Below are 23,896 nucleotides of genomic sequence, written 5' to 3'. Positions count from 1 at the left end.
GTTCTATTTAGAATTGAACGATAAGCGTTAGTTGAAAATCTTTACCAATAATTCTTTCAGCAAGTCGCCTTGTGGGACGTTTGCTGCACCTACCCCTTTGCTTTTCATATCAACTTCACGAACGGCCGCAATAATTGCACTCACCTTTTTCATTGGGTAATTTGCTGCTGCTGTTTGATAATCTTTTACAAAAAACGGATGTACTCCTAATACTTTGGCTGCTTCACCTTTGTTTGAAAGCGCGTGGTATTTCAATAATTTTGAGAAAAAGCTATACAGTAATGCAATAGTCATCACCAGCGGATTGTTTTTCGGGTTTTGCGAGAAGTATTGAATTATTGCAAATGCCTTCTTTATATCTTTAGATCCTATTGCATTTTGAAGTTCGAAATTATTGAAGTCCTTACTTATTCCAATATTTGCTTCAATTATTTGAGGTGTAATCTGTTCTCCAGGTTTTAGAATCAACTGAAGTTTTTCTAATTCATTATTTACTTTGCTTAAGTCGTTCCCAAGAAATTCGACAAGCATTTGGGCTGCTTTGGGAGTAATGGTATACCCTTTTCCCGCTAAAACTCGCTTAATCCAATCTGGAACTTGATTGTCGTAAAGTTTTTTGCTTTCAAAAATAACTCCGGTTTTTGCGATGGTTTTTGCGAGCTTTTTACGCTTATCTAAGGTTTTATATTTATAGCAAAATACTAATATAGTAGTTGGTTGTGGATTTTCGGCGTAAGGCACAAGGTTTTCAATTGTGCGAAATAGGTCTTGCGCTTCTTTAACGATAATAACTTGTTTTTCTGCCATCATCGGAAAGCGTTTGGCATTGCTGATTATTTCATCAACAGAAACATCTCGACCATAAAGCACCATTTGGTTGAACCCTTTCTCCGTTTCAGATAAAACATGCTCTTCTATATATTTCGCTATCCCATCAATATAATACGGCTCTTCTCCCATCAAAAAATAGATAGGTTTTGTTTTTCCGTTTTTTATATCAGTTATAATGGACTTTACTTTGTCGAGTGGCATTGGACGATTACGATTAACGTTTGAAGATATTAAATAGAAGAAATCTAATTTTGAAATTTGAATTTTAATTTTTGAATCTTTGCAAATGCAAAAATTGAATTTTCCACAGTATTCCTTCCGCTTCAAAAGTAGCGAAAATAAAACATTGGTTTTTGATGAAATTAGAAAAAAATTCGTGGTTCTCACTCCCGAAGAATGGGTGCGTTTACACGTAGTTCAATTTCTTTTGCACCAAAAAAACTATCCAAAAAGTCTTATAAATGTTGAAAAGCAATTAAAACTGAACAAAACAACCAAGCGTTATGATATTGTAGTTTTTAACAATGACGGGAGCATATTTCTTATTGTAGAATGTAAGGCGCCTTCAATACCAATAACTCAAATCACTTTTGATCAAATTGCTAGGTACAATCTAGCCTTAAACGCGAGTTTTTTAATGGTTACCAATGGGTTAGAACATTACTACTGCCAAATGGATTATGAAAACGAACGCTATGTCTTTCTTAAAGACATTCCGAACTACAAATAAATTTATAAAAACGCCCTAAAAATCTATCTTTACAACGTGAAAGTAGCCGTAGTCATCTTAAATTGGAATGGAAAGGAATTATTACAAAAATTTCTTCCATCAGTTGTAGCATTTTCAAAGGAAGCGACGATTTATGTAGCAGACAATGCCTCTACAGACAACTCGGTTAAATACGTCTCCGAAAATTTTCCCACGGTTAAAATTATTCAGAACTGTATAAATGGTGGTTATGCTAAAGGCTATAACGATGCTTTAAAAACACTTTCAGAAGATATTTTCGTTCTTCTTAACAGTGATGTGGAAGTTACGGCGAATTGGTTACAACCTATCGTTTCGCAATTTGAAAGCAATTCTTTAATTGTTGCTGCGCAACCTAAAATTTTAGACTTTAAAAATAAGGCGTACTTTGAATATGCTGGTGCTGCCGGAGGCTTTGTAGATAAGTATGCATATCCGTATTGTCGCGGACGTATTTTCAATACGTTAGAAAAAGATAATGGTCAATTCAATGATACTACCACAATTTTTTGGGCTTCGGGAGCCTGTCTTTTTGTTAGGTCTGCTGCTTTTTGGAATGCAGGAGGTCTAGATGAGGATTACTTTGCACATCAAGAAGAAATTGATCTTTGCTGGCGTTTAAATTCTAAAGGCGGGAAGGTAGTGTACATAGGAGCCTCAAAAGTATATCACGTAGGTGGTGCAACATTGGATGCTGTAAATCCTAAAAAAACCTTTTATAACTTCCGAAATTCACTTTTAAACTTGTTAAAGAATGTAAAAGGCACAGAAGTTATTTTTACAATTTTAGTGCGGTTTATATTAGATGGTGTTGCAGGTATACAATTTTTATTAAAAGGACAACCCAAACATTGTATTGCAATTGTAAAAGCCCACTTCAGTTTTTATGGCTTACTTCCTAAATTTATTAAAAAACGTAGAGAATATGCTTCAAATTTTAAATATTTCGAAACAAAATCCATTGTTTATCAATACTTTATAAAAAATAGACGAAATTTCGAGAAACATTAACCTAAAGTATTGTTAATCGTTTCTTCCTAGACCGCTATTTTAATATTTTTGTTCTTGGTTAAATTTTAAAACAACAATCTAAACATAATATTTACAAACTATGAAGAAACTATTGATTTTAGCAATGTGTTCAGGTTTAGCATTCACTTCTTGTGTTTCAAAAAAGAAGTACTCTGAACTTGAAGCAAAACAAAAAAATACACAAGATCTTTTAAATACTGCAACAGTTAAACTTAATGACTGTCTTGCTGAAAGAGCAGCTTTAAATGCTCGTGCAAAACAACTTGAAGAAAGATTGGCTGACATGAGGCAAACTAATGCCGATCTTATCCAAAGTTCAAAGGAGCTTACAATGTTAACTTCAAAAGGAGCTACCAATCTTGAAAAGTCTTTAGAGAGCTTAAAAGAAAAAGATCTTAAAATTAGCCGTCTTCAAGATGCACTTAACAAGAAAGATAGTGTAACACTTGCACTAGTTACAAGTCTTAAAAAAGAAGTTGGTATTAACGACCCAGACATTGAAGTAAATGTTGAAAAAGGGGTGGTTTATATTTCCCTATCAGACAAGGTGATCTTTAAAAGCGGAAGCTACCAAATTTCATCTAGAGCCACTGAGATTTTAGGTAAAGTTGCAAAAGTAATCAACGGCAAGCCTAATTTTGAAGCTATGGTTGAAGGACATACAGACAATGTTCCTTATAGAAGAAGAGGTGAATTATTAGACAATTGGGATTTGAGTGTGAAGCGTGCTACGGCAATTGTTAGAGAGCTTCAAAAGCTTGGAGTTGAACCAGGACGATTAGTTGCTGCAGGACGTTCAGAGTATGTGCCTTTAGTTCCTAATACCACAGCTGAAAACAGAGCTACAAACAGACGTACTCGAATTTTAGTACTTCCTAAAATCGATCAATTCTACGATATGATTGAAAAAGAAATGAAAAATCTTGAGGCTTCTGGAAGTTAATCTTTCTAAAACCTTTAAAATCAAACCCAGCTATAACAGGCTGGGTTTTTTATTTTTTTATAATTGGAAATCCTCCTCGATATTTTGTATCTTGTATAGTGCTAATTATTTAAAGAGAAATGCTATGGAAGATTTCACCACAACTTGGACTCATGAAGAGCTTAAAGGGTATATACTACTCTACTGTGCTCATGCAGATTTTAGTGTTACTAAAGAAGAAAAGGAATATATAAAATCTAGAGTAGGAGATAAAAAGTTTGAAAAAATTCGCAAAGAATTTGAAAATGATAACGATTATCAGCAAATTCAAAAGATTCATGCTACCATTGAACGTTTCAATTATTCAAAAGAGGAAATTGATGAAGCCTTTAGAAGTATTAAACAATTATTTTTAGTAGACGGTGAAATGGATATATTAGAACAAAATATTTATCGCGGGTTAAAGCAGTTGTTACAAAAATAACAAATGTTTTAGGAAAGATATTTTTTTTAAAGTTCAAGACTACCCTTTCCTTCACGAATAACTTCAGGCTCGTCACCAGTTAGATCTATCACTGTAGACGCAATATTACCGCCATAACCGCCATCAATAACTAAATCAACTAAGTTACCCCACTTCTCTAATATAAGTTCAGGATCGGTTGTGTATTCGATCACCTCATCCTCATCTTTTATAGATGTAGATATAATAGGGTTACCGAGTTCATGAACTATCGCCTGAGTTATAGCGTTATCTGGCACGCGAATTCCTACTTCCTTTTTCTTTTTAAACACTGTAGGAAGATTGTTATTACCAGGTAAAATGAAGGTATAAGGACCAGGTAAATTTCTCTTAAGCAACTTAAATGTAGCAGTATCAATCTGTTTTACGTAATCACTAAGATTACTCAAATCCTCACATACGAATGAAAAATTAGCCTTTTCAAGTTTCACCCCCCTAAGTTGAGCCACCCTTTCCATCGCTCGGTTATTTTTTATATCGCAACCAAGCGCGTAAACAGTATCACTAGGATATATAATAACACCACCATCGCGAAGAATTTTTACAACGCGTTTAATTTCCTTAGGATTCGGATTCTCTTCGTAAATTTTAATGAATTCAGCCATAGTGCGGTTTTTTAATTTAAATATAATCCAATTTTAAAGAAATAACAACTAATCGAGTGTTGACTTAACATAAAGATATAATAATTACGTTATAGAAAACAACAAACTGAATTTTATGAAAAAGAACTTTTTCTTTATACTGTTTTCTTTACTGCTACTAGTAGTTGTTTCCTGTTCTAAAGACAATGACAACAGCCTAGAACTATCACAGGATGAACAAGTTTTACTAAATGTTTCTTATGGTAACCATATACAACAAAAATACGATCTTTATCTTCCAGCAAATCGTTCGGACGATAAAACAAAAGTAATTGTTCTGGTTCACGGTGGCGGCTGGGTTGAAGGAGATAAAACAGATATGGATTTCTTGATTCCGCAGATAAAGCAGCGACATCCAAATCACGCCATAGCAAATATTAATTATGTGTTGGCTGATAGCAACACTCCTGCGTTTCCAAATCAGTTTTTAAACATTGATGAAGTAATAAATAAACTAACATCAGAACAGGAAACATTACAAATCTTACCTGAATTTGCACTTATTGGTGCTAGTGCAGGAGCACATATCTCGTTGATGTATGATTATATCTATGACACAGATAACCAAGTAAAGATGATTGCCGATATCGTAGGACCAACAGATTTTACAGATGAATTTTACAGTTCAAATCCGAACTTCCCCTTTCTATTGGCTGCACTAGTAGATGAAACTGCATACCCTCCTGAAACAAATTATTCAGAGATACTTAGTCCAGCCTTACAGGTTTCTAACGCCTCGAGTCCTACCCTATTATTTTATGGAAATACAGACACAGTTGTACCCTTATCAAACGGTGAAACCTTAAACACTGCATTAAACCTGGCAGAAATAGACCACAACTTTACTGTCTATGATGGTGGCCATGGCAATTGGGCGCAACGTGACATTGAAAATATGATTGATCAAATAAGCAGCTACATAAATATTAACCTCAAGGTTTCAGAATAATTAATCTAAAACCTTTAGCTTGGCAAAACGTAAAAGTAGTTTTTTAAGACCTCCATTATCAAAGTTTATTTCGGCTTTAGTATCGGCACCAACACCTTCAATTTTTAAGATTTTCCCTTTTCCAAAACGAACGTGCTCCACCATAGTTCCAATACTTAGATTTGCATCTTCCGCGCTAAAATTTTTATTTGTATCACTTGTAACAGGCTTTAGCCTGCGCAATTTTCGTAGTTGTTCTTCTGTAGGGCCTGTAGGTGGTTTACCTGCAGTAGGCTTTTTAAGTCGAAGTTTACTATGATCTACCTCATCAAAAATATCTGCATTTAATAACGGTTTGTATCGATTTTCTGTGATTGGAGTTAAGTATTCCAAATAGTTTTCATCAATTTCTTCAATAAATCGACTGGGTTCTGCATCAATTAATTTCCCCCATCGATAGCGAGATTGTGTATAGGTAAGATAAGCTTGTTTTTCGGCTCTTGTAAGTGCTACGTAAAACAAACGTCGTTCTTCTTCTAGTTCGCTACGAGAATTCATATTCATTCCGCTAGGAAATAAATCCTCTTCCATCCCTACGATATAAACATAAGGAAATTCTAGTCCTTTGGCCAAATGCACGGTCATAAGTGCTACTCGATCGTCGTCGCCTTTGTCGTTATCTAAATCTGTAGCTAGGGCTACATCTTCCATAAATTCTGATAACGAACCTGTAGCATCGGCAATTTCTTTTTGCTCCTCCACAAAATCACGCATACCGTTTAGCAATTCCTCAATATTTTCAATTCGAGCAATTCCTTCTGGTGTACCGTCTTTCTTTAATTCTTGGTATAAACCTGTTTTTTTAATTACATGCTCGGTAATAGTAAATGCATCGTAATTATGGTTTAAAACTTGGAAGCTCTCAATTAAAGCAACAAAGTCTAACAACTTAGATTTTGTTCCAGCATTAATTTTTAAATCAATTTTATCGATGTTTTTTACCACTTCAAAAATCGAACGATTGTAATGGTTTGAAGCTATAATTAAACGATCCATCGTAGTTCCTCCAATACCTCTAGCAGGGTAATTGATTACTCGTTTAAGCGCTTCTTCATCCTTTGGGTTGAGAACCAATCTCAAATACGACAGAACATCTTTTATTTCTTTTCTTTGGTAGAAACTCAATCCGCCATAAATTCTATACGGAATATCTTTTTTACGCAGAGCATCTTCAATGGCACGGCTCTGAGCGTTGGTTCTATATAAAACTGCAAAATCCCCGTCTTTTAACTGATGGTTCATTTTGTTTTCGAAAATTGAACTTGCAACAAATCGGCCTTCATCACCATCTGTCATCGTTCGATTTACAAGAATTTTATTTCCTTCTACATTATCTGTCCAAACTTCTTTATCTAGACGGGTTTTGTTTTTTTCAATTACACTGTTGGCAGCGTTTACTATATTTTTTGTAGAACGATAGTTTTGCTCTAGTCGATAAACTTTTACATCGTCATAATCTTTCTGGAAATTTAGAATATTATTGATGTTCGCGCCGCGGAATGCATAAATACTCTGTGCGTCATCCCCAACTACGCAAATGTTTTGGAATTTATCTGAAAGCGCTCTAACAATTAAATACTGGCTGTGGTTTGTATCTTGATACTCATCTACAAGTATGTAGCGGAATCGGTTTTGATATTTAGCTAATACATCTGGAAAACGTGTTAACAGCTCATTTGTTTTAAGCAATAAATCGTCAAAATCCATTGCTCCTGCTTTAAAGCATTTATCAACGTAAGATTTATAGATATCTCCCAGTCGAGGCATTTTAGCCATAGCATCAGCCTCCATTAATTCTGGATTATTGAAATAGGCTTTTACGGTAATCAGACTATTTTTATAAGAAGAGATGCGTGAGTAAACTTGTTTGTATTTATAGACATCCTTATCCAAACTCATTTCTTTAATCACAGAGCGAATCACACTTTGTGAGTCTTGCGTATCATAAATGGTGAAGTTTGAAGGATAGCCTAGTTTATCAGCTTCAAAACGAAGAATTTTTGCAAATATACTATGGAAAGTTCCCATCCATAGATTTTTAGCTTCACTACTCCCAACAATACTAGAAATACGGCCTTTCATCTCGCGAGCGGCCTTATTGGTAAACGTAAGTGCCAAGATATTGAAAGGATCAACCCCCTGCGACATCAAATACGCAATTCGAAATGTAAGCACTCGAGTTTTTCCAGATCCGGCACCAGCTATTACAATCATCGCTCCGTCTTTTTGCAGCACTGGCGCACGTTGAGCATCATTAAGTTGTTCTAAATACTTTTCCAAAATTTTGCTTTTTTTCAAAGTGTGAAATTAGCCATTATAAGCTTTTTAAACCCGAAATTACCGGTCAAATTATAAACAAAAAAAAACACCCCTTGAGGAAGGCACTTAGTTTGTGATTAATCTGTATTTCCAGAGAAATACTAACGTAACTTTCAGTATTCCTAATTACCTATTATTTTTTAGGTTTTAAAAGAGGTAAGGATTTCTCTACCCAATCTCCATTTGGCAGTTGCTCAACATATTGATAGTTGGCAGCTTCAACAAAATAAGGGTTAAACTCGTAGGATAAGAGTTCAACCTTAGTTTTTCCAGATATAAATTCAGTTATGGTTTGATTTTTACCAAACACTCCTACAAAGTCTAAAGAAGAGTACGGCAGCGATATATCACCCTCTAATTTATTAAAACCATACACCTGATAAAAATTAACTGGAATTATATTCGTGATAAAAGTAAACTGCTCCCCATTCATTTTAGTAAACTCCCATTTATACCCTTCTGATATAATTTCCTTTCCATCTATTTTAGAGTATTCATTTAGTACTTTTTTCTTTCCTGTAGGAATCAGCTTTACATATTGGTCTGAAATTGGATAAGTTTCATTTTCGTCATAAAACTCAGGATTGGCAACCCATTCAACCAATTGAGCATCTACCACATCATTGCCGTGGCCATCATTTCCAAAGAAATAATAATTACCATCAGGATCACTTATAACATAATCTATCATTTCATCTTCTGGCACATATAGCAATTGTCCATTTTTGGGATTGTGATACAACCAAAATTCTTTCGAATTATCTTCATCGGTAAATTTATATATGAAGGCGTGACTGAAGTACAATGTTTCAGAGGGTTCGTATTTTAGATGATTTGCTTCTTCTATATATTCTTGAGGTTCCGAATTTGAATGCTGCTTTTCTGCTATTATTTCTTCAGAAGTCACAACTTCAGTTTTACTATTATTTTTCGAATTACATCCTAGCATTAACCCTACGCAAGTTGTAAGAATTATTAATAGATATCTCATGATATTAATTTTAACAAGTTTAATCAATATTTATAAATTTATAAAAGTAAAACCTGAAGCATTTTTATAACGTTATATCTCTTGTCAATTTTCATAAAACGATTAAGTTTGTTCTGATTAAAAAAACACCTATGAACGAAGCAACACAAATTATTAGTTATTTTGCCTATTTACTCCCTGCTGTTGTAGTAGGTGTTGTGGCATATTATTTTTTTAAAGGACATACTGCCAACGAAGAAGGAAGGCGCAGGTATTTAATTCAAAAGGAAGCTCAAAAACAGGTTTTGCCGCTTCGCTTACAAGCTTACGAACGCCTTACTTTGTTTTTAGAGCGTATCGATTTAAATAAGCTGCTAGTACGTGTAAAACCATTTTCGGATGGTAAAGATGAATATGAGAAGTTATTAGTTCAGAATATTGAACAAGAATTTGATCATAACTTAACGCAGCAAGTTTACGTAAGTGTTGAATGCTGGAATGTTGTAAAAGCGGCTAAAAACGCTACTATAAACATCATTAGACAAGGAAATATGCACGTGAAGGATGGAGATGTTGATAAAATGAGAGAATATTTATTACAACAATTTATGGAAGAAGTTTCCCCTTCACAAAAAGCAATGGGATACATTAAAAAAGAGGTGTCTGAATTATTTTAAGGTGTAAATAGGTTATGGTGAATTGCAAAAAGCACAAGACCTATTCTATTCTTAATTCCTAACTTTCTATACAGAGAATCTCGATACCCTTCTACTGTTTTGTAACTGCAACACATAATATCTGCAATTTCTCTATAGTTCATTTCGGTACAAGCTAATTTAATAAACTCCAGCTCTCTATCTTTAATTTCAGTTCTTACGTCATTTTCGTGGGAATCTGTAAGGATTTTAGAAACGTTATTTGTGTAGTAGCTTCCTTCTTCAATTACTTTTGTTAAGGCTTCCTCAAGGATTTCTTTTTTAGTGTCTTTCAATAAATATCCACGCGCCCCAGCACGCAACATTTTTAATATAGTATATTCATCTTCTTCAATAGAAAGCGCTAGAACTTTTAGATTAGGATATTCCTTGTTAATAATTTCTGTAGTTTCAATACCATTTAAAATAGGCATTTTAATATCCATCAAAACTATATCTGGGATATTATTCGGCTCTTTTAGTTTATCCAATAATTCTTGCCCGTTTTTACATAAGTAAAGCACATCGAACTTCTCAAACCCCTGAACCATTCCCCCTATGGCTTGCGAAAGCAAATAATGATCGTCTACTACTACAACCGAATACTTCATAAATTTTGGAATTAAGAATTACACTTATTAACTTAAATTATGTAAAGTTATAATTTAAATGTAAAGTAGTCCCTTGTTCTCTTTTCGAATTAATAGATAAAGTTGAATTAATTAGTTTAGCACGCGTTTTCATGTTTTTTAGACCGATACCTAAAAACACATCGTTATCATCAAATCCAATACCGTCGTCTTTTGCACAAATTGTCAATTGGTTATCTGTATAATCGAGCGTTACTGTTAAATTAGAAGCCTTAGAATGCTTAATGGTGTTCGAGAAGAATTCTTGTAATATTCTAAATAAGATTACTTGTTTGTTACTTTCTAAAGGAACTACTGCTCCATTCACTTTTAAGGTTGAAGTTATAAATTTCAATCTATTAAATCGTTCTATTTCAAGAGTAATAGCTTCTACTAAACTCAAGCTTTTTAACGCTTCGGGGTTTATCAATTTGGAAAGCGACCTAAGTTCGTCAATTCCTTGGCCAATGGTATCGGAGATCTCAGCCAATAACTCAGGTTGATCTACAGCTAATTGAGATTGTATTTTGGCTAAGGTCATTAGTTGGCCAATGTTGTCGTGTAACTCCCAGCTAATGTTTCTTAATGTTTCTTCTCGCATTTCAATTTGCGACTCAGCTAATTCGCGCTCAAATGATTTTTTTGCCTCTTCTTGTTCTTTAAGCAATTTATTTTTTCTGTTGGAGAACACACTAAAAAGCACAATAACTATGATAACCAAAGTTACAGGTATTGCAATTGCCATTAGTACGATTATCTCTTTTTCATCCATATAAATCCGATAAGAAAAAACAAATACATCACAATAATAAGTGAAAACTGAATGATAAGTAAGATTAAATAAAAATTTGTAAGGTCAAAAAACAATGTTCTCATAATTTTTATAGGAAGATATCCTATGTAAAACAAAAACAAACCGACGCTTACCCAAAAGAGTAAATCGTTTTTGATTACTAAAACCAATGAAGATTGTAAAACACTTATATAGTATAGAATTATACAAAAGATCAATACTCCTGCACCCACTATATAGGAGGCAATAAACGAATAATTGAAAATATCCACTAATAGTATATCTCTAAGATAAGTTATCCAAAATAAAACTATCCCCACCTTTATATATTTCTTAAAATGCGCTTCTTCGATAGCTTTTAAAAACACATAATGAAATAATGTAAAGTAAAAAAAGTAATAAATATTGAAGATTATCAAATTCGATGTGCCTATAAAATCTCTGATATACCCCCCTAAAAACTCCGTAATTACTGTAAATAATAAAATTAGCGGAAAATATTTTAGAGGAGAATCTTTATAAAGCGGAAAACGAATTAAAGAGATGACAAATACAACTAGGTATAAAGTCAAGAATATATACTCAAGGGGTTTTACTACTGCCTCCACAAAGCTTATATTAAATTAGTTATTGTCTCCAAAGTCGTTAGAACCAAGTATTGGTGGGGGCATTATTGTTCCGTCATTAAGTATTAAACTAGTAGTATTAACTTGAAGTGTATTAGCATTTGATGATAAAAAACCGGCTTCATTAATTACTCCATTTCTATCATTGTTATCGCCATCCTTTTTTCTGATAGGCACAGCTGTATATTTACCTTCTAATTCTTCTATTGAAAAACCGACGTTTTCGCCATTCTGGTCCATAGTTGGCACAACGAAAATGCTGTTTTGTCTAGGGTATTTTACGGCATCCCCATTTGGATAATTATTGCTATTCGGGTAATTAGACAAGTAAAATCGCAAAGTACTTACATCAACTTTAGCTCTATTAGCTTCGTGTTCTATAAAAGCAATATATTGTTTAATTGTAGCTAGGTCGAATTCTGCATATCGTGTTGCCCCAAATGATTCTGGTGTAGGATTTATGCTGTCTTCGTATTTTTTTATAATTGAAACTCGCCTTTGAGAATAGGAGTCGTACATTTCTTGAGCTCGTTCTACAGTAATAATATGTCCTTTAGGAGGTCCTTCGTAAGGTGGTTCGGTAGTAATTGTGCCTTCGTGACAGCTAAATAAAGACAAACAAAAAACACAAATTAATGATAAACGATAGTTAAAAATTGATTTCATAATAAATTTGGTTATGGTTATGTAAATAGACGATTTTAATACGATTAGTGAATATAACTCAATTATATTGATTTATAACCAACTAACATTGCATTAACCATAAAAATTGGGGAATACACTTAAAGATTAGGGGGTTTCCCCCAGTATATGTTGAATTTTTTGAAAAGGAAGACTATTTAATGCTTAATTGTCTTTGGTACGGAGCTCACTTAATGCTTCATTTTTGTGATGAGCGTACTCGTAGCCGTGTTCCCACCAGCTGGTCATTTTGTCTTTTTCGAAGATTAAGGAGTTAGTTGTTAGCACAGTAGGCGTGTAATAAATATTAATAATCACCCCTTTATTAGCAGCTACAAACTTCCCTATGCGGATGTTTTGTTTTTCAATTCTATCGGCCATAAATGTGTGCATGTTGGTAAGAAGTGAAAAGACATTCTTTGAAGGTAATCGGTTATAGTAGGTGACCTCGGTTTCAAGAATTATAACATCTATAGTTTTAGCACCTCGGTTTATGGCTTCTTCAATAGGCACCATACTCCCAAAACCACCATCTGCATATTCACAACCATTCTTTTTTGCAAGACTCATAAAAGGTGTGAAGTTTGAAGAAATCCAAATCCAATCCAGAAAATCTTTGTAACCGAAATCGTATATAGACTTATATTCAACCTGATTAAGTGAAAGGTTAGAAACAGTAACAACCACATCTTTAGATGAAGCTTTCAATATGTCAAACTCATCTTCGGTAAAAGTCTTTTCTATAAGCTTACGCAGATTTAAACTTTCTCCAAAAGTTTTCTTTCCTTTTATAAAATTTTTTAAAACCGTATAATGATCTATAGCTATCTGCTTTCCTCCTATTTTGTCTTTTTTTATGATAAACGGGCAACTATTAAAGATGCTATTTTGATTAACAGAAGTAAAAACATCTCTAATTTTATCTACTTTATTTAATGCTAAATGTGAAATTAGCAGGCTACCGGTAGAGGTTCCGACAAAAAGTTCGTATTCTTGGTGAAGTTCGTCCATAAGGTATTGTGCAACACCTCCAGCAAATGCTCCTTTACTTCCTCCTCCCGAAATAACTAATGCTCTCATTTTATATTTTTAATGTTTTCAAGTATTCAGCAGCTTCTTTGGAGATATTTGCTTCTATACTTTTTAATTCGTTATTAAACGATTTGCTTTCCACGATAGTTTTCATCAACATTTTTGAAGCTTTTGAAAAGCGCCAAGCGGGATGAACACAAGCTTCAACCAAATTTTCGAGCGTTGCAATATCCCAAAGTTGTAATTCATTAATGTATTCAAAGGCTTTTTGGCGAATTTCAAAACTATAGACTGAAGCACTATAGCTCTTCAACTCATTTAAATAATTTAGTTTTTCAGAAGTAGTATACCCCTCCGTTAGTATGGCTAAAGCTAGCCATAATTGGCGTACATTTTTATTCTGAAATCCAATTACGCCTTTCGTTCTATTTAAATATTCTTTTCTTCTGTCTGGATACTGTATCCATAATTGATATAAAGCAGCCTCTCTGGTTACATATGAATCATCATTTAAAAGTCCTTCATACTCCTTTTGAAGTTCATTTGGAATGGTTTGTAACGATAGTGCAATTGCTTGTCTCACATAAATGTTATTGCTTTCAAAAGCTCTTTTATAAAGTTGAACCGTTTTTGAAATAGGTTCACCTTGCAGCTGATAAACAGCTTCTTGCCCAATAAAATCGTTCGGAAATGTAAGTGCGGTTCTCAACTGATTTTTCTTCTCCGGCAAGGGCATTACTCGTAATGCAGAAACTTCAAAAAACTTTTTTATAAAAGGAGACTTAAGTAAAGCTTGGTACGCATCTTCACTTTGAAAAGCTGTTTGTTGTAGCCAGTCCGCTTCGAATGCCGAAATATCAACATCAGAAACCATTTTCACTTCATTCAAAAAATCTTCGGTAGCTACATTTCTAAATTTATGTTTTTTGAGAAAGTTTTTTACGGCAAGTTTAAAGGGTTCATCCCCTATTCGTTCGCGTAAAATATGTAATGCCCACGCACCTTTTTGATAAAAAGTAAGTGAACTTGCCTCTGGGTTTAATAGCGATTCCCCCTTACCCTCATCACTCATTGCCTTTAATTGTTCGGCAGTTTGATACAATTGCCAGTAATAATAATCATCGCCAAAAACCGCCTTTTCTGCTAACAGCGCGTAATAAGTTGCAAAACCTTCCTGTAACCAATGATGTTTATCTGCCGTTGCGGTAACTAAGTTGCCAAACCATTGATGTGCCAATTCGTGAGCGTTAACGTTTACATAATTTCTATCGGCAAACCCAATATCATCAACAATAAATGCTTCTGAAAAAAATGTAGCAGTGGTGTTTTCCATGCCCGCATATAAAAAATCTCGTACAGGAACTTGTTTGTAGTTTTGCCAAGGATATGATACCCCTATTTCATTTTCAAGAAAGTCGAATATTTTTTTGCTGTATCGATATGTGGGTTCAACTTTTAGTGAGTCGTTTGGTTTATAGTACAATTCAATTGGAATTCCAGAATCTGAAACTAGCTCCAACTTATCGTAATCTCCAATTGCGAAGGCCACCAAATAGCTAGACATTGGATCTTTCATATCAAACCTCCAGCTATTTCGATTTTCTGAAGCATCAATTTCTATCAATTCACCATTTGCAATTACAGTTTTGTTTTTAGGAGCTTTAATCTTTAAATCGAATTCAATTTTATCGTTTACATTGTCTATACTAGGTAACCAATGCGAAGTGTATTTCCCTTGACCTTGTGTCCAAACCTCATTCCCAAAAAAATAAAGAGTTTGTCTGGGTCTCATCTCATAATAGAAATCTGCTATGTAAGTATTTCCTTTTTTAAAATTACCAACAAACCAAACGTTCTTCTCAGTAGATGTTATTTTGAATTCTTTAGTTACAACCTCATTAATTTGAATATTTACAGCATCCATAAAAATGGAATCTGTTTCCTTTAAGATTTTAAACGTCGTTGTTAATTTCCCCGATACTTTTTTGGTAACAGCATCTGCTTCAATTAAAGCATCAATCTTCAAGAAATCCACAATATCCGTCTGCTGTGCTTGCAACCTTAAGGTAGCTGCAATCCCAAAAAATAGTAAAAACAAAAATCTTTTTGAGAAATTGACGGTGTTAAGATTCAAAAAATAAAGCATAAAAAAAGGTTATTTTTGATCTCCAAAAATAACCTTTTTATAAGTCTGAGAATTAAAATTCTATTCTAAAATAATTCTTTTCACTCCTGTTCCGTAACTATTTTCAAGATTTATGAAATAAACTCCACTCGAAAGACTCGTAACGTCAAACGTAAAGTTTTTAAGTGCTGCAAGGGTTTCAAAATAATACGCTTTTACTGTTTTCCCCTCTATTGTATTTACCGTTAATCTTGTAGTTGATTCTGGGTAGGAAGTATTAATTTGAAATACACCTTTAGATGGGTTTGGATAAACACTCACATCGTAAATTTGAGTATTATCTACAGCATTGATTCCCAAAGTATTTCCATAAACCATCGGGTGGTTACTCATATTTATAATATGGGTATCTACGTAGTAATGTGGATTATACCCATCGTTACAATCTGCACAAGTTTGTCCTGAAACACAGTCTGGATTATTAGGATGGCAGTAATCTTGATATGTGGGGTGAAAACGGTAATCCAAATTGAAAGAACTACCAACATAAGAAGTTAAATCATAAATATCTGGTGGTGCAATTGCCCCTGGACACCATCCAGCACGAGGATAACTCCAAGTTCCTTGTTGCCCTGTACAGCCATCAGGGTTTGGGTTACAAGCATTCCAAAGGTTCTGTGTGAAAGTTTGCTCTCCATTTATATCAAAATAATGCGTAGCATTAAAAAACTCTGCAGCATTGGAAGTATTGTTTCCTCCCCAACCGTGTCCAGTATTAGAAACTCTTAAATGTGAAGATTGAACTCCTTCAGGAATTTCTACATTAAAAGTTTCTACAGGTTGCAAGTTTGCCGGATCACCAAAAGAATAGGCATCGTCCCACACCTCTACTACATTGCTGTAAGCGTATTGAGGCGTACCTGCTGTATATTCAGCGTCTAGAGTAAGTTGCCATCCACCTGTTCCCCAAGTATCAATAAATACACGAATTTCTACTTCACCTTGAAGTAACGACATATAATCTGTAACGTTAAGTTCGTGGTTGCACGCTACGCGATACGGAGTAATATATCGAATAAGTTGAATCCAATTACCGTCTGGTGCTTTAATATCTATGTAAGCCAATCTATCCCAATCGTCACATCCACCTGGAATACTAGGGCACTCTACCTCTAAAATAGCATTTATATCGTTGTAAGCACCTACAAACTGTGGAAAAGTATGCGTTCCATAGTACCATCTATCATTTTGTCCTGTAAACTCAATTACTACATCCTCTAAACTTCTTACCACTTGTGAATTTACTGAATTTGTAACAGTAATATTACGAGTTAAAGTTGTTTCTTCACCTTGAGCAGTTTTTGCCGTCATCACAATTTCGTGATTCCCATAACTACTAGGCTCCCATAAATAGTAATAAAATCCAGTTTCTATATCAGCAGGAAACTCTTCACCATTAATAGTTAAGGTTACTTCAGTAACGCTATCTGGTTCTTCTACTTCAGCATTTAGATAAATAGGATACGCTCTTAACGTAGGCATCTCCAAAGGATAATCCTCCGTAAGCCTCGTAGAAAGCTCTAATGTAGATTGTGCAAATGCTGAAACCTGCATTGCAATAGTCAAGAGAAATAAAATGTAGAATTTTTTCATTGATTAATTGGTTTTAAGGGAAGATGAAGTACTCAATCATTCTTCCTAAGTTGTTTATGATAATTTCTAGAGTATTTGATTAAATAGATTGTTTAAATTAGCTGAAATATAGCAACAAATATATAATAATAGCTTTCAAAACTTAATTTTAATTTAGTTTTACTCAATAATATCAAGTGAGCTTTATGAATGCAAATTTCTTGCAAACCCCTATAGATTACTTAAAAGGCGTTGGACCTAATCGTGCTACTTTACTCAAAAAAGAGCTAGGGGTGCATACATTTCAGGATTTGCTAAATCTTTTCCCCAATAGATATTTAGACAGAACACAATACTATAAAATCTCCCAATTACAGCAAACCAATGCAGAAGTACAGATAGTTGGGAAAATAACACATATAAAAACAGTAGAGCAAAAACGAGGAAAAAGACTAGTTGCCACTTTTAGAGATGAAACTGGACAAATGGAGTTGGTTTGGTTTAGAGGAGTAAAGTGGATTAGAGAGAATATAAAAATCAATGTTCCTTACGTAATCTTTGGTAAAACGAATTTTTTTAATGGAAACTTTTCTATGCCGCATCCAGAAATGGAATTGCTCGAAATACACGAAAAAAGTATTCGTTCTGCCATGCAACCTGTTTATCCTTCTACCGAGAAATTAAGTAATAGCGGGATCACAAATAAGGTGATAAATGGACTGATGCAACAGCTGTTTTTAGAGAGTAAAAATGCCTTCTTTGAAACCCTCTCAAAACCCCTTTTAGAACAACTGAAATTAGTGTCAAAAAAGGACGCACTCTTAAACGTACATTTTCCAAAAAGTCAGGCACATTTAGCACGGGCCCAATATCGATTAAAGTTTGAAGAATTATTTTATATTCAACTTCAATTGGTACGAAAAAATCTTGTACATAAATCCAAAATTAAAGGCTATACTTTTGATAAAATTGGTGAGAATTTCAACACCTTTTTTAACGAACATTTACCCTTCGAATTAACTAATGCACAGAAGCGAGTTATTAAAGAAATTCGCAACGATTTAGGCAGCAATGCACAAATGAACCGTCTGTTACAAGGAGATGTAGGTTCTGGGAAGACTATAGTTGCGCTAATGTCAATGTTAATGGCACTTGACAATGGTTTTCAAGCGTGCCTAATGGCTCCAACTGAAATTTTGTCAGTTCAACATTTTCAAGGATTAGTTGAATTATGTAAAGAGCTGAATACCAGTATCGAATTGCTTACAGGTTCAACTAAAGCTTCAAAGAGGAGGGAGATCCACGAAAAACTTGAAAATGGAGAAATAGACATCTTAATTGGCACCCATGCGCTTCTCGAAGATAAGGTAAGGTTTAAAAATTTAGGCCTTGCAATTGTAGATGAACAACATCGTTTTGGAGTTGAACAGCGAAGTAAATTATGGCATAAAAACGAGTACCCTCCACACATACTTGTAATGACCGCCACCCCTATTCCACGCACTCTTGCAATGAGCGTTTATGGCGACCTAGATATTAGTATAATTGATGAGCTTCCACCCGGTAGAAAAAACATAAAAACTGTCCATCGTTTTGACGCAAATAGACTGAAGGTTTTTCACTTTATAAAAGAGGAAATTTCAAAGGGCAGACAGGTGTATATTGTGTACCCTTTAATACAAGAAAGTGAGAGCATGGATTACAAAGATTTGATGGACGGGTACGAAAGTATTTCTCGTGAGTTTCCTATGCCCGAATATCAAATTTCTATTGTACACGGACAAATGAAACCGGCAGATAAGGATTATGAAATGAATCGTTTTGTTAAAGGTGAAACTCAAATCATGGTTGCCACCACTGTTATTGAAGTTGGTGTAAACGTTCCAAATGCCAGCGTAATGATTATTGAAAGTGCAGAACGCTTTGGACTTTCGCAGTTACACCAATTAAGAGGTCGTGTAGGCCGAGGAGCCGAACAGAGTTACTGCATATTAATGACAGGCCATAAACTCTCTTCCGACGCTAAGACAAGACTCGAAACTATGGTTCGCACCAGCGATGGATTTGAAATAGCCGAAGTAGATTTAAAGCTTCGCGGTCCAGGAGATATGATGGGAACACAACAAAGTGGCGTTTTAAATCTTCGAATCGCAGATATTGTAAAAGACTCCGAAATTTTAAAAATAGCACGCAGTTACGCTTTACAAACTCTGAAATCAGATCCAAATCTCGCCTCAGACGAAAACAGACCCATTAAAAACACCTATGCCCAACTAGTAAAGTATCGAAATATTTGGAATTACATATCATAAAATATGGCAACTTCAATAAAGGTTCTTGAGAACTAAGAAGTTAGATTATCTTAAATTCAGAGCCACACAAAATTGAGTGGCTCCTTGTTTTAAGTATTGTTAAGTTTAGTTTAAAGGGTAATTTTGAAAAAAATTACAATTTAATATTCACGAATTTTATTGAAACTAATCCTCAAATTATAATCATTTCAACCTCTTATTTTTTTTGCCCGTTTAAATACTTTTCAATACTTTTAGATGTATGACAGAAGCAGACATAGAAGAAGAAAAAAAAGAAATTGCAAAGCAGTATAAAGAGTTGCTAAAAATCAGTTATCGCACCTTAAGCAAGGAAGATAAAAAATTGATTCGCAGTGCTTTCGACCTTGCTGTAGATGCACATAAAGAGCAACGCCGTAAAAGCGGTGAGGCTTATATTTTTCATCCTATTGCAGTTGCAAAAATTGTTGCTTCGGAGATTGGTTTAGATGCCACCTCTATCGCAGCCGCACTTTTGCACGATGTTGTGGAAGACACAAAGTACACTGTAGAGGATATAGAAAAAATGTTCGGCAAAGTGGTTGCTCGCATTGTAGATGGACTTACAAAAATTGCCCACATATCACTTTCGGAAGATGTTTCTATGCAAGCAGAAAACTTCCGTAAAATGTTGCTTACTCTAAATGAAGACATTAGGGTAATCATCATTAAAATTGCCGATAGGCTTCATAATATGCAAACCATGGATAGCATGCCGCCGCATAAACAGCGTAAAATTGCTTCCGAAACACTATATATATACGCGCCCCTTGCACATCGTATCGGACTCTATAATATTAAAACAGAACTTGAAGATTTAGGTCTGAAGTTTACTGAACCCGATGTTTACGCCGATATTTTAAGCCGAATTAAAGAAAGTAAAGAAGAGCAAGATGCTTATATCAATGCTTTTAACAATGTTATAAAAAACTCCTTAGATGCTGAAGAATTAGAATACGACATTAAGGGTCGTCCAAAATCTATTTTCTCTATTCGCAGGAAAATGCTGGCTCAAAACGTATCTTTTGATGAGGTTTACGATAAGTTTGCAGTTCGTATTATCTACAAGAGTAAACCTGAAAACGAAAAGTTTTTAGCCTGGAAGATATATTCTATAGTTACTGATCATTTCCGTCCTAACCCAATACGTTTGCGCGATTGGATTTCCTCACCTAAATCAACAGGATACGAAGCCCTTCACATTACCGTGATGGGGCCTAAAGGGCGTTGGGTAGAAGTGCAAATTAGAAGTGAGCGAATGAATGAAATTGCCGAAAAAGGTTTTGCCGCTCATTACAAATACAAAAATAAAGAGAAAGATGATGGTGGTTTAGAGAATTGGCTCAATAAATTACAGGATACTTTAGAAAATTCAGAAATAAGCGCTGTAGATTTTGTTGAAGAATTCAAACTAAACCTGTACGCAAAAGAGATTTTTGTTTTCACACCAAAAGGAGACTTATACTCCCTTCCAAAAGGAGCAACGGCTTTAGATTTTTCTTTTCATATACACACTGAAATCGGGATGCATACTCGTGGAACAAAAGTGAATGGAAATCTAGTTCCCTTAAGTCATCAATTAAAAAGCGGAGATCAAGTTGAAATAATTACATCTGATAACGCAAAACCAACAGCCAACTGGTTAAACTATGCAACTACTGGTCGTGCGCGATCAAAAATTAAATCTTCTTTAAAAGAGGAAAAGAAACAAATTGCCGCTGAAGGAAAAGAAATTTTAACGCGGAAATTAAAATCATTAAAAATAAATCTTGACGAAAACACCATCAATCAAATGGTTGTGTTTTTTAAAGTAAAAACCAGCCTCGATTTGTATTACCGTGTAGGAGCAGGAATTATCGACAACCAAAAGTTGAAAGATTTTGCTTCATCCAGAAGTAATGCCTTTATCAGTTTCTTTAAAAATAAAATCAGAAAGCCAGACAAGCCAGAAGATATCCACAAAGAAGAAATTACTGAAAAATTTGATCAGCTGGTGTTTGGGAAAAGCGAAGACAAGCTAGATTACAAAATTGCTAATTGTTGCAACCCAATTCCTGGGGATGATGTTTTTGGATTCGTTACTGTAGCCGATGGGATAAAGGTTCATAAAACTAACTGCCCCAATGCATTACAATTACAAAGTAATTACAGTTACAGAATTATGCCTGCTAAATGGGTAGATTCTACGCAGCGTGAATTTAAAGCAATTCTCAATATTAGCGGAATAGATACAATTGGACTTGTAAACGACGTTACCAAGGTAATTTCAAACAACCTTAATATCGATATGAAGAGTGTTCACTTTGATAGTGACGATGGAGTTTTCACAGGGAAAATTATTGTTATTGTTAAAAACAGAACCATCCTTAACAACTTAATGGATAGCATTAAAAAGATTAATGGAATTGACAAAGTTACCAGAGAATAAATAAAATAGATGAAGCATTAAGGTGTTACAAGAATTGAAAACCCAGTATACGTGAAGTTTTTAGGCATAAAAAGCTGAATTTTATAGTGCCAAATACCTATAGTTTCTTTTTCTTTAATTTCCATAATAGAACATCTAAATTTTGAGTAACTTTGCATCCTTATTATGAGCATTAAAACAGACTTAAATAATCAGGCTATTGTAAAGAACGTTTTCACGGGTTTTTTAGAGGAAAAAGGACACCGTAAAACGCCAGAGCGCTTTGCTATACTTCAAGAAATTTATGACCACGACGACCATTTTGATATTGAATCGTTGTATATAAATATGAAGAATAAAAATTATCGCGTAAGTCGCGCAACGCTTTACAACACTATTGAATTACTTTTAGAGTGTGGTTTGGTTCGCAAACATCAGTTTGGGCAAAACCAAGCGCATTACGAAAAGTCATATTTCGACCGCAATCACGACCACGTTATCCTTTCGGATGGCGAAGTAATTGAGTTTTGCGATCCTAGAATACAAAGCATTAAAAAAACTATTGAAGAAGTTTTCAATATTGAAATAACCAACCATTCACTATATTTCTACGGAAATAAAAAACCCGCAACAAATTCTGACGCGGACAATTCTTGATAAATTATGGCAGTAGACTTACTACTTGGACTACAATGGGGCGACGAAGGCAAAGGAAAAATTGTCGACGTACTTACAAAAAACTATGATATAATCGCACGCTTTCAAGGCGGGCCAAACGCAGGCCACACCTTAGAATTCGACGGCATTAAACACGTTTTGAGAACAATTCCTTCTGGAATTTTCCACACAAACGCAATGAATGTAATTGGTAACGGTGTTGTTATCGATCCAGTTGTTTTTGTAAAAGAACTGGAAGGACTTGACAAATACAATATCGATTACAAGAAAAACTTGATTCTGTCAAGAAAAGCACATATCATTTTACCAACACACCGTTTGCTTGACGCAGCTTCTGAAGCTTCTAAAGGAAAAGCAAAAATTGGTTCTACTTTAAAAGGTATCGGGCCAACATATATGGATAAAACCGGAAGAAACGGAATTCGTATTGGTGATTTAGAATTAGACAACTGGAAAGATAAATATCGCGCATTAGCAGATAAGCATGAGGCGTTAATTGCTTTTCACAATGTTGATGTTCAGTACGATTTAGCAGATCTTGAAGCCGAATTTTTCGCTTCAGTAGAAACGCTAAAAACACTAACATTTATTGATAGTGAAGAATACTTACACCAAGCACAAAAATCTGGAAAGACAATTTTAGCTGAAGGAGCTCAAGGTTCGTTATTAGACATCGATTTTGGAACTTATCCTTTTGTAACGTCTTCAAACACTACTGCTGCTGGTGCTTGTACTGGTTTGGGTGTACCGCCTAACAAAGTAAAAGATGTATTTGGAATATTTAAAGCATACACAACTCGCGTTGGTAGTGGTCCTTTCCCTACCGAACTTTTTGATGAAGTAGGCGCAAAAATGGCAAAGATTGGGAACGAATTTGGAGCTGTTACAGGGCGTGCAAGACGTTGTGGATGGTTAGATTTAGTTGCGTTAAAATACGCTGTTCAGGTGAATGGTGTAACACAATTAATTATGATGAAAGCCGACGTTTTAAGTGGATTTGACACCTTAAAAATCTGTACTGCATACAATTACAAAGGCGAAACCATCGAGCATCTACCGTACAACCTAGAAGCCGAAAACGTTACTCCTATCTATTCAGAAATGAAAGGTTGGAAAGCCGATTTAACTAAGATGAGTGAAGCATCTCAGTTACCTCAAGCGCTAATAGACTACATAGATTTCCTTGAAAAAGAATTGGAAATTCCTATCAAGATAGTATCTGTAGGTCCAGATAGAAAACAAACAATTCTTAGAGACTAAGAATTAGTTTTTAAACATTATAACTTTC

20 protein-coding genes are annotated in these 23,896 nt (G+C 34.6%); 10 read left to right on the top strand and 10 right to left on the bottom strand.

Annotated features, from left to right (window positions below):
* Positions 1 to 27: 27 nt before the first annotated feature.
* Positions 28 to 1,032 (bottom strand): DNA polymerase III subunit delta, encoded by a 1,005-nt coding sequence (gene holA / locus K8344_RS09200; protein WP_237608414.1) that lies wholly within the window; start codon positions 1,030 to 1,032, stop codon positions 28 to 30.
* A gap of 85 nt (positions 1,033 to 1,117) precedes the next feature.
* Between holA and K8344_RS09195 the strand changes: the two genes are divergently transcribed.
* The 4 genes from K8344_RS09195 to K8344_RS09180 all read left to right on the top strand — a co-directional run bounded on the left by K8344_RS09195 (position 1,118) and on the right by K8344_RS09180 (position 4,017).
* Entirely contained in the window at positions 1,118 to 1,561 is a 444-nt protein-coding gene (locus K8344_RS09195; RefSeq protein ID WP_237608413.1) for a type I restriction enzyme HsdR N-terminal domain-containing protein, read from the top strand.
* A gap of 36 nt (positions 1,562 to 1,597) precedes the next feature.
* On the top strand, positions 1,598 to 2,590 hold the full coding sequence (locus K8344_RS09190; RefSeq protein WP_237608412.1) for a glycosyltransferase family 2 protein: 993 nt from the start codon (positions 1,598 to 1,600) through the stop codon (positions 2,588 to 2,590).
* 100 nt (positions 2,591 to 2,690) lie between these two features.
* Positions 2,691 to 3,554: an OmpA/MotB family protein gene (locus tag K8344_RS09185; RefSeq protein ID WP_237608411.1), complete on the top strand. Its 864-nt coding sequence runs from the start codon at positions 2,691 to 2,693 to the stop codon at positions 3,552 to 3,554.
* A 124-nt stretch (positions 3,555 to 3,678) separates the two neighbouring features.
* Complete coding sequence (locus K8344_RS09180) at positions 3,679 to 4,017, top strand: hypothetical protein (protein WP_237608410.1); 339 nt, start codon at positions 3,679 to 3,681, stop codon at positions 4,015 to 4,017.
* 26 nt (positions 4,018 to 4,043) lie between these two features.
* Here the strand turns inward: K8344_RS09180 and K8344_RS09175 are convergent, their stop codons facing one another.
* Positions 4,044 to 4,661 (bottom strand): L-threonylcarbamoyladenylate synthase, encoded by a 618-nt coding sequence (locus K8344_RS09175; protein WP_237608409.1) that lies wholly within the window; start codon positions 4,659 to 4,661, stop codon positions 4,044 to 4,046.
* A 115-nt stretch (positions 4,662 to 4,776) separates the two neighbouring features.
* On the opposite strand from K8344_RS09175, the gene K8344_RS09170 reads away from it, so the two are divergent.
* Complete coding sequence (locus K8344_RS09170; protein ID WP_237608408.1) at positions 4,777 to 5,649, top strand: alpha/beta hydrolase; 873 nt, start codon at positions 4,777 to 4,779, stop codon at positions 5,647 to 5,649.
* Here the strand turns inward: K8344_RS09170 and K8344_RS09165 are convergent, their stop codons facing one another.
* Together K8344_RS09165 and K8344_RS09160 are read right to left on the bottom strand one after the other, a co-directional pair.
* On the bottom strand, positions 5,650 to 7,968 hold the full coding sequence (locus K8344_RS09165) for an ATP-dependent helicase (protein ID WP_237608505.1): 2,319 nt from the start codon (positions 7,966 to 7,968) through the stop codon (positions 5,650 to 5,652). It lies immediately after the preceding gene.
* Positions 7,969 to 8,140: 172 nt separating this feature from the next.
* Positions 8,141 to 8,998, bottom strand: coding sequence for a hypothetical protein (locus K8344_RS09160; RefSeq protein WP_237608407.1), 858 nt, complete (start codon positions 8,996 to 8,998; stop codon positions 8,141 to 8,143).
* Between the two features lie 131 nt (positions 8,999 to 9,129).
* Here K8344_RS09160 and K8344_RS09155 point away from each other — a divergent pair, with 131 nt between their 5' ends.
* On the top strand, positions 9,130 to 9,654 hold the full coding sequence (locus K8344_RS09155) for a DUF7935 family protein (protein WP_237608406.1): 525 nt from the start codon (positions 9,130 to 9,132) through the stop codon (positions 9,652 to 9,654).
* On the opposite strand, the gene K8344_RS09150 is transcribed toward K8344_RS09155, so the two are convergent.
* From K8344_RS09150 to K8344_RS09125, 6 genes are all read right to left on the bottom strand, one after another.
* Entirely contained in the window at positions 9,651 to 10,283 is a 633-nt protein-coding gene (locus K8344_RS09150; RefSeq protein WP_237608405.1) for a response regulator transcription factor, read from the bottom strand. The genes K8344_RS09155 and K8344_RS09150 overlap by 4 nt on opposite strands.
* 37 nt (positions 10,284 to 10,320) lie before the next feature.
* A complete protein-coding gene (locus K8344_RS09145) occupies positions 10,321 to 11,073 on the bottom strand; it encodes a sensor histidine kinase (protein ID WP_237608404.1) in 753 nt (250 codons plus the stop codon).
* A 644-nt stretch (positions 11,074 to 11,717) separates the two neighbouring features.
* On the bottom strand, positions 11,718 to 12,386 hold the full coding sequence (locus tag K8344_RS09140) for a hypothetical protein (RefSeq protein ID WP_237608403.1): 669 nt from the start codon (positions 12,384 to 12,386) through the stop codon (positions 11,718 to 11,720).
* A 183-nt stretch (positions 12,387 to 12,569) separates the two neighbouring features.
* Complete coding sequence (locus tag K8344_RS09135) at positions 12,570 to 13,484, bottom strand: patatin-like phospholipase family protein (protein ID WP_237608402.1); 915 nt, start codon at positions 13,482 to 13,484, stop codon at positions 12,570 to 12,572.
* A gap of 1 nt (position 13,485) precedes the next feature.
* Complete coding sequence (locus K8344_RS09130; RefSeq protein ID WP_237608401.1) at positions 13,486 to 15,534, bottom strand: M1 family metallopeptidase; 2,049 nt, start codon at positions 15,532 to 15,534, stop codon at positions 13,486 to 13,488.
* 108 nt (positions 15,535 to 15,642) lie between these two features.
* Positions 15,643 to 17,214: a peptide-N-glycosidase F-related protein gene (locus K8344_RS09125; protein WP_237608400.1), complete on the bottom strand. Its 1,572-nt coding sequence runs from the start codon at positions 17,212 to 17,214 to the stop codon at positions 15,643 to 15,645.
* Positions 17,215 to 17,399: 185 nt separating this feature from the next.
* On the opposite strand from K8344_RS09125, the gene recG reads away from it, so the two are divergent.
* The 4 genes from recG (at position 17,400) to K8344_RS09105 (ending at position 23,868) form a co-directional block, all read left to right on the top strand.
* Positions 17,400 to 19,505 carry an ATP-dependent DNA helicase RecG gene (recG, locus tag K8344_RS09120; protein ID WP_237608399.1) on the top strand — a complete coding sequence of 702 codons (2,106 nt, stop codon included), beginning with the start codon at positions 17,400 to 17,402 and terminating at the stop codon, positions 19,503 to 19,505.
* Positions 19,506 to 19,746: 241 nt separating this feature from the next.
* Positions 19,747 to 21,951 (top strand): RelA/SpoT family protein, encoded by a 2,205-nt coding sequence (locus tag K8344_RS09115; protein WP_237608398.1) that lies wholly within the window; start codon positions 19,747 to 19,749, stop codon positions 21,949 to 21,951.
* A gap of 165 nt (positions 21,952 to 22,116) precedes the next feature.
* Complete coding sequence (locus K8344_RS09110) at positions 22,117 to 22,587, top strand: Fur family transcriptional regulator (protein WP_139854994.1); 471 nt, start codon at positions 22,117 to 22,119, stop codon at positions 22,585 to 22,587.
* Positions 22,588 to 22,593: 6 nt separating this feature from the next.
* Positions 22,594 to 23,868, top strand: coding sequence for an adenylosuccinate synthase (locus K8344_RS09105; protein WP_237608397.1), 1,275 nt, complete (start codon positions 22,594 to 22,596; stop codon positions 23,866 to 23,868).
* Positions 23,869 to 23,896: the final 28 nt, after the last annotated feature.

Source organism: Aequorivita xiaoshiensis, assembly GCF_022008395.1.
In the GTDB taxonomy this organism is placed as follows: Bacteria; Bacteroidota; Bacteroidia; order Flavobacteriales; family Flavobacteriaceae; genus Aequorivita; species Aequorivita xiaoshiensis.
This window is presented reverse-complemented; position numbering and strand designations above follow the sequence as displayed.